Genomic DNA, 6,726 nt, shown 5'->3' on the forward strand with positions numbered 1-6,726 from the left:
AGGGAATCCTTGCTTACTCTTTTTTGTCGACTTGATGATACGCATCGTAGACTTCGCTTCGTGCCAAGCCACGCTCTTTCGCGACTTGCTTAATGGCCGCGTTCGGTTTGAGTCCGTCTTCGATGTACCGATCGACATGCTCTAAAGGCGACAGCGTTTCCCACCAGTCGCTCGTCGGTGCAGACTCTGTAGAGCCGCTCACCATGACGACGAATTCACCACGCACCTCACCCTCGCACCAAGCGAGCGCCTCTTCAACCGTGCCTCTTAAAAACTCTTCGAACGTTTTCGTCAACTCTCGACCGAGCACGATTTCGCGATTACCGAGTACGTCCTTCACCCCGGTCAACATCTCTTTCAACCGATGCGGCGCCTCATAAAAGATGAGCGTGCCCGGTTCATATTGAAGGGAAGCCAACACTTCGGTCCGCTCTTTCTTTTTACGAGGTAAAAAACCATAGTATAAGAACCGTTCTGTCGCGAGGCCAGATGCGACGAGTGCTGTGAGTGCCGCGTTCGCACCCGGCAAGACGACGACCGGTAGCTTCGCCTCGATTGCGAGTCGGACGAGGTCACTCCCCGGATCTGAAATACCAGGCATGCCCGCATCCGATACGACGGCGACGGACTTACCGTTTTGAATGTCTTCGATTAAACGGGGTCCGCTCACTTGCTTATTGTGCTCATGATAGCTGACCAATTTCGTCTCGATCTCGAAATGACGACATAGTTTCATCGTTTGCCGCGTGTCTTCGGCCGCAATCAAATCGACTTCACGCATGATGCGGACGGCCCGGTACGTCATGTCCTCTAAGTTGCCGATCGGTGTCGGTACGACATAAAGCGTCGGCCCCTCAGTTTGATAACTTTTCTGTGAATTCATTGGTCGTCCCCTCCATCAGCTGCTGTTTTTGAGCGCGGGTCAATTGTTTGATCGACCATTCATACCGCATCGCTTCCTGTTTCGTCTCGAACGACTTGACGTATCGAAGACTGACCGGGAGACGCGCCCTCGTATATTTCGCACCTTTACCGGCGTTGTGTACAGTGACCCGTTTTTCGATATCGGTCGTGTAACCGGTGTAGTAGGTTTGGTCACTGCATTCGAGAATATACGCATAATAGTTACGCATCGAGGATGTCTCGCATCGTTTTCGTATACGTATCATCTTCCTCATAAACGATAAACGGAGGTAAGATCGTGAGTCCTGGTTTTCCATCTTTAGACCCCTCTATAAGTAATGTGTTCGCATCTCGTCCTGCCTTCGGATAGACGAGCTGCATCCGCTTCGGCTCAATGCGGTATGCCCGCATGAGCGTGACGATATCGAGCAGCCGTTCGGGCCGATGGACGAACGCGACTTTCCCGCCTGGCTTCACAAGCTGACTTGCCGAACGAATGCAATCTTCAAGCGTACAGAGTACTTCATGACGAGCAATCGTATGGTGCTCATTTTGATTGCGAAGCGACGTCTCATTGGCCAGGAAGTAAGGTGGGTTACACGTCACAACATCATAACGGGCATGGCCGAGACTGGAGGCGGCCGTTTTCACATCTCCTTCGATGATGTGAAGCCGCTCTTCGAGACCGTTCACCTCAATGCTGCGATTCGCCATGTCGACGAGCCGGGGCTGAATCTCGACGCCCGTCACCGTCCCTTTCGTCCGATAAGATAAAAAGAGCGGGATTGCGCCGGTGCCAGCGCATAAATCGACCAACTTTCCTTGTTGAATCGGTACCCAAACGAATTCGGCGAGTAGCACCGCATCCAATGAGAATGAAAAGACATCATCACTTTGGATGATTTTACCAGGGCGTCCAAGCAAATCGTCAAGGCGCTCCCCTTGTTTTACAGTCACGCTGTTTCCCTCCTATATAACAACAGAGGCGACGGACAGAGATTTCCTCCGTCTATCGCCCCCGATTAATGCTTATTTAACATCGACATACAGAAGAGGCAATCGCCATCTTTTCTGACTTGTCCGTAGTGCAAGTTGCAAATATGGAACCCTTCCTGATAGAGCGCCGCCAAGTTGTTCTGTCCTTTTCCGGACAAAGCGATTTGCGGATCGCCATCAGGGGTTTCGACTTCTGCAAGCTGCTCAACCTTTTCACGCAGGTGATGGTTCTCGAGATACATATGTTGGTTTTCTTCAAGCAAATAGGCGAGTTGTTCTTTGAGCACGCTTAAATGCTCCGTCAACACGTACATCTGTTGCTCGATGGCATCGACCCGCATCATAACTTCTTTTTTATCCATTCTCTCCACTGCTCAGCACCCCATCACTGTTTCAACGGTTTTCGTTTGACCGCACCGACTTCGACGAGTTCATCGATCGTATACGTCACAACACGAGTCCGGTCATTCAATTCGACTTGAATCAACTGATCCAAGATGTTGAGACCGACGACACGTCCGTCACCTTCTGGAATTTTGATTCGCTTCCCGACGTCTGGCAAGTCTCGTTTCAATTCTTCATACGTATCGTTCTCATATTTGAGACAACACATGAGACGACCGCATACACCGGAGATCTTGTTAGGGTTCAAGGAAAGGTTTTGATCCTTGGCCATCTTGATAGACACCGGTTCGAACTCGCCTAAGAACGAGGAACAACACAGCACTCGACCACAAGGACCGATTCCACTGAGTAGCTTCGCTTCATCCCGCACCCCGATTTGTCGGAGTTCGATCCGTGTCCGGAACACGCTCGCTAAGTCTTTAACAAGCTCGCGAAAATCAACGCGCCCCTCAGCCGTGAAATAAAAAATAACTTTATTACGATCAAATGTATACTCAACATCTACTAATTTCATCTCAAGTCGATGTTCGCGAATTTTTTCTTCACAGACGGCGTGAGCGTCAACAGCTGCCAATTGGTTGTCTTGAACGATTTCGGCATCTTTTTGATCGGCGACACGAAGGATCGTTTTCAACGGCAAGACGACTTCGTCTTCACCTAGTTGTTTACCAACTTGGACGATTTCACCGTATTCGATTCCTCGCACCGTCTCGACGATGACATGGTCTCCACGTTCAAGCGTTGCTTCGCCTGGTGAAAAGTAATAGATTTTTCCCGCTTCTTTAAAACGGACTCCAACTACTTCAAGCACGCTCTCCTATCCCTTCTGCAAATCGAACGTTAACCGTTCGAACGTTAATTGAGGATTGACGTTTGCCTCGAGCCGTCGAATCGCTTCATGAACGAATTCGATGGCATGGACGATTTTGTGTACCGGACGATCATTCACGAAAGCCGTATATAACGACTGCTCTTTCGTGAACAGTTCCGGGACATAATCGGTTCGAACTTTGAAGTGGAGAGCTTCCTCCAACCAACTTTCGAACAGTTCGAGGCCGACTCGGAGTTCATTGCGCCCTTTGAAGTGACCGAGCCACTTCTCTTGGGCGAACAAAAGCAACTCTTGCGGCCGTTTTGTCAATACTTCAACTAATTGTACCACTAGCCCGTACGCCTGTACAAACCAGTCGTTGTGAAGTGCCTCGCGCGCATCGTCCCATTTCGGATAAACGGTCAGGGCAAGACGTGCCAAATCGTTCGTGCATTGCATCTCTTCTGCCAGTTTTTCAGCAAGGCGGACCCGGTCAATGGGGCGAAATACTAAGTGTTGAGCCCGTGAACGAATCGTCGGGAGAAGCAGTTGAGGTTGCGTCGTCACCAAAATGGCGAGTTTGCCGACACCGGGTTCCTCAAAAAACTTTAATAAACTGTTCGCTGCTTGCGTCGTCATCTTATGCGCTTGATGGATCACATAGACTTGACGATCGCCCTCGGCTCCCCGTAACGACAGGTCGCTCAATAGCTGCTGGATTTGTTCTTTTTTGATACTGGCCCCGTCCGGTTCAACTTCCATGTAGTCGACGATATTGCCAGAATCCATCCGTTTGCAGTTTCGGCAAACGCCACAAGGTTCAGCCCCGCTAGGCATCCCACAAAAAAGTGCCTTGGCAAATAATTGGGCCGTTTCAATCAGATAAGGTTCATAGTCACCCGAAAAAATGTAGGCGTGCCCGATTTTTTGAGCGGCAATCGAATTCTCAATCACTTTTGCTACGACTTTCTGTGATTCAGTCAACTCTTGGAATCGCATATGTGTGACCATTCCCATTAAAACTGATGAAATCCTTCAATCGGCAAGACGAAAATAGTCGCTCCGCCAACTTGGACTTCAACAGGATACGGAATGTATGAATCGGCATGTCCACCCATAGGCGAGATTGGCGTAATCATTTGATCGCGGCTTGAGCAGTTCGATTTGATCAAACCTAGCAAATCGTCAAGGCGTTCTTTCGGGACACCGATCATGAACGTCGTATTGCCTTCCTTCAAAAAACCTCCGGTCGTAGCCAATTTCGTCGCTCGAAAATCTTCTTCAATTAAAGCGTCTGACAAACGCGCGCTGTCTTTATCGTGTACGATTGCGATTACCATTTTCATAATTCGTTCACTCCTCTTTCGTGTAGTCGTTCTATCGTGATATCGAACACTTCATCTTGGATGATTTCAATCGTCTGGCTTGCGTCGATTCGGACCATTCGGCCAGGATTTTGTTGAAGTAACGTCAAGAAACCTTCATAGACGCGTTGATGAAACGCCTCGTCCCGACTCTCGATTCGATCTAACTGCCCGCGTTCTTTCATGCGATGACTCGACTGCTCTGGACTTAGGTCGAATAAGAAAGTCAAATCGGGTGTGACCCCAGCTGTCGCCCACTTATTGAGCGATACGACTTGCTCTAAGTCATACTGAAGACCATACCCTTGGTACGCGATGGATGCATCGACAAACCGGTCACAAACAACGATGGCACCCCGGTCGATGGCCGGACGAATCACCTGATCCACGTTTTGTGCACGAGACGCTGCATACAGCATCATTTCGGTGCGTGGTGTCATTTCGTCATGTTCTGGAGACAATAACACTTCCCGGATGCTATTCCCGACTTTCGTTCCTCCTGGCTCTCGTGTCATAACAACCTCATACCCTTTTTTAGTCAAGGCGTTAGCCAGCAATTGCAACTGCGTCGTCTTTCCAGACCCGTCTGGACCTTCGACAGTGATGAACATACCTTTCACTTTTAAAACTCCTCTACGATAACATCAATTTGTTTTATCATAACATGTCTGTTCGCCTGGAGGTTCCGTCCCAACGAAATCCACTCTTTTAACACACGAATTTTCTCATCCGTCACGGTCTCACCTTTTAAAATCCAAGGAATTCCTGGCGGATAAGGGATAATCGTCTCAGCTGCAACGAGTCCGATCGCTTCATCGAACGGAAGGCGCACGACGTGTGTATCTTCTTTTATAAGATGAAGGCGCGAAACAGGCTCCGTCATCGGAAACGGATAAATTGTTTCATCCTCGTCAATGAGTGGGACATGCTGAGAAGCATTTTTAATCAGCTTCACCCAATGATGGATCTCTTGCGTTTTTAATTCCCGGAACGGCAGACAGAATAACACATGGTCCTCGGCTGCAAGTTCAATATCAATTCCAATCGAAGATAGATGTCTACTAAAGATCAAACCGTTCTTCGGATAAGTCAGCACTGTCATTTTTGTGAAATCATCGCCCACTTTTATTGTGAAACCGGCACGTCTCATTTCCATAATAAAAGCTAAATGACTCGTTTGAATCAGTGACCAATCTCGGTCACTCAAATTTTCGAGATAAGCTCGAGCATGATCAAGCGACGCCATGATCAAGTAAGACGGGCTAGACGTTTGGAAGGAAGAGAGCGCATGAAATAAACGCGATTCATTAATATCTTCCTTATAGTGGATCCAGGCCCCCATCGTGAATGCCGGAAGTGTCTTATGGGCGGACTGGACGACAGCGCTCGCACCTTCAAAAATCGCTGAGCGGTTTGGAAGATTCGGATGAATCAAGTGTGCCCCATGCGCCTCGTCTACGAGTAAAGGAATCGTTAACGTCTGCAGAAAACGACTGATTGCCCGTACATCTGCCATATCCCCATAGTAAGTCGGGGACGTAAGCAGTAACGCTTTTCCTCCGGGATATTGCGTAACCGCCGCTTCGACGGTACGAAGGGACACGACTGTCGGCAGACCACTGCCCCGTTCTAGTTCAGGAGTCAATAAAATCGGCTCTAAGCCCAACCATTCAATTGCGTTCCAAACTGATTTATGTGAGTTTCGCTGGACGTATACCCGCTCACCTCGTTTGACTGTCGCAGCTAACATGCTCCAGTTGCCAACGGTCGATCCGTTGACTAACCACTTACTCTTACTTTGATACAGGGTCCCAAGAGCCTCTTCACCTTGCTGGATAATCCCTTCAGCGTGATGAAGGTCATCCAGATGTGCAAGTTCGGTTAAATCATACGGCATGATTTTATTAAATGCTGTCGGGAGGCTATCATCTGTCACGGTCCCGTTATGATGACCTGGCACATGAAACGACACACGTCCTTCCCGAACGTGCTGTTCAAGCATTTCCATAAACGTGAATGGATTATTTTTAGGCTTTCGAGTCATGTGGAAATCCTCCTTATCCGACACCGTACGCATAAATTATACAAAAAGAGACGACCAAGCAGATGCTTGGTCGTCCTTCATATGGCCTGGCAACGTCCTATCCTCACAGGGGGAGACCCCCAACTACTTTCGGCGCTGAAGCGCTTAACTTCCGTGTTCGGCATGGGAACGGGTGTGGCCGCTTCGCTATCGCCACCAGACAA

Annotated in this window: 9 protein-coding genes and 1 rRNA gene; all 10 read right to left on the reverse strand. The window is 48.9% G+C overall.

Annotation, left to right across the window (positions count from 1 at the left end; all coding sequences use genetic code 11):
- Positions 1 to 13: 13 nt before the first annotated feature.
- Positions 14 to 883 carry a 16S rRNA (cytidine(1402)-2'-O)-methyltransferase gene (gene rsmI / locus EVJ30_RS12805; RefSeq protein WP_131458680.1) on the reverse strand — a complete coding sequence of 290 codons (870 nt, stop codon included), beginning with the start codon at positions 881 to 883 and terminating at the stop codon, positions 14 to 16.
- Positions 855 to 1,133, reverse strand: coding sequence for a GIY-YIG nuclease family protein (locus tag EVJ30_RS12810; RefSeq protein ID WP_016510809.1), 279 nt, complete (start codon positions 1,131 to 1,133; stop codon positions 855 to 857). The genes rsmI and EVJ30_RS12810 overlap by 29 nt, the downstream gene beginning before the upstream one ends.
- The gene (locus EVJ30_RS12815) at positions 1,126 to 1,860 is read right to left on the reverse strand and encodes a tRNA1(Val) (adenine(37)-N6)-methyltransferase (RefSeq protein WP_070329393.1); all 735 of its coding nucleotides are present in this window, start codon (positions 1,858 to 1,860) and stop codon (positions 1,126 to 1,128) included. Before EVJ30_RS12815 ends, EVJ30_RS12810 begins: the two co-directional genes overlap by 8 nt.
- A gap of 65 nt (positions 1,861 to 1,925) precedes the next feature.
- Positions 1,926 to 2,261 (reverse strand): DNA replication initiation control protein YabA, encoded by a 336-nt coding sequence (yabA, locus tag EVJ30_RS12820; RefSeq protein ID WP_016510808.1) that lies wholly within the window; start codon positions 2,259 to 2,261, stop codon positions 1,926 to 1,928.
- Between the two features lie 23 nt (positions 2,262 to 2,284).
- A complete protein-coding gene (locus EVJ30_RS12825; protein WP_131458679.1) occupies positions 2,285 to 3,115 on the reverse strand; it encodes a PSP1 domain-containing protein in 831 nt (276 codons plus the stop codon).
- 6 nt (positions 3,116 to 3,121) lie between these two features.
- Positions 3,122 to 4,132 carry a DNA polymerase III subunit delta' gene (locus EVJ30_RS12830; protein WP_131458678.1) on the reverse strand — a complete coding sequence of 337 codons (1,011 nt, stop codon included), beginning with the start codon at positions 4,130 to 4,132 and terminating at the stop codon, positions 3,122 to 3,124.
- On the reverse strand, positions 4,132 to 4,461 hold the full coding sequence (locus EVJ30_RS12835; protein WP_070329395.1) for a cyclic-di-AMP receptor: 330 nt from the start codon (positions 4,459 to 4,461) through the stop codon (positions 4,132 to 4,134). Before EVJ30_RS12835 ends, EVJ30_RS12830 begins: the two co-directional genes overlap by 1 nt.
- Positions 4,458 to 5,099 (reverse strand): dTMP kinase, encoded by a 642-nt coding sequence (gene tmk, locus EVJ30_RS12840; RefSeq protein WP_070329396.1) that lies wholly within the window; start codon positions 5,097 to 5,099, stop codon positions 4,458 to 4,460. Before tmk ends, EVJ30_RS12835 begins: the two co-directional genes overlap by 4 nt.
- Positions 5,100 to 5,101: 2 nt before the next feature.
- Entirely contained in the window at positions 5,102 to 6,523 is a 1,422-nt protein-coding gene (locus tag EVJ30_RS12845) for an aminotransferase class I/II-fold pyridoxal phosphate-dependent enzyme (RefSeq protein WP_236634156.1), read from the reverse strand.
- Positions 6,524 to 6,607: 84 nt separating this feature from the next.
- Positions 6,608 to 6,723: ribosomal RNA gene (gene rrf, locus EVJ30_RS12850) — 5S ribosomal RNA — on the reverse strand.
- Between the last annotated feature and the right edge of the window lie 3 nt (positions 6,724 to 6,726).

This window comes from Exiguobacterium sp. SH5S13, assembly GCF_004337085.1.
Lineage (GTDB): Bacteria > Bacillota > Bacilli > Exiguobacteriales > Exiguobacteriaceae > Exiguobacterium > Exiguobacterium aurantiacum_A.

What these genes read in the sequence shown, in the direction of transcription:
- rsmI (WP_131458680.1), bottom strand. Translation starts at nt 883, where the DNA reads ATGAATTCACAGAAAAGTTATCAAACTGAGGGGCCGACGCTTTATGTC.
- EVJ30_RS12810 (WP_016510809.1), bottom strand. Translation starts at nt 1,133, where the DNA reads ATGCGTAACTATTATGCGTATATTCTCGAATGCAGTGACCAAACCTAC.
- yabA (WP_016510808.1), bottom strand. Translation starts at nt 2,261, where the DNA reads ATGGATAAAAAAGAAGTTATGATGCGGGTCGATGCCATCGAGCAACAG.
- EVJ30_RS12830 (WP_131458678.1), bottom strand. Translation starts at nt 4,132, where the DNA reads ATGGGAATGGTCACACATATGCGATTCCAAGAGTTGACTGAATCACAG.
- EVJ30_RS12835 (WP_070329395.1), bottom strand. Translation starts at nt 4,461, where the DNA reads ATGAAAATGGTAATCGCAATCGTACACGATAAAGACAGCGCGCGTTTG.
- EVJ30_RS12845 (WP_236634156.1), bottom strand. Translation starts at nt 6,523, where the DNA reads ATGACTCGAAAGCCTAAAAATAATCCATTCACGTTTATGGAAATGCTT.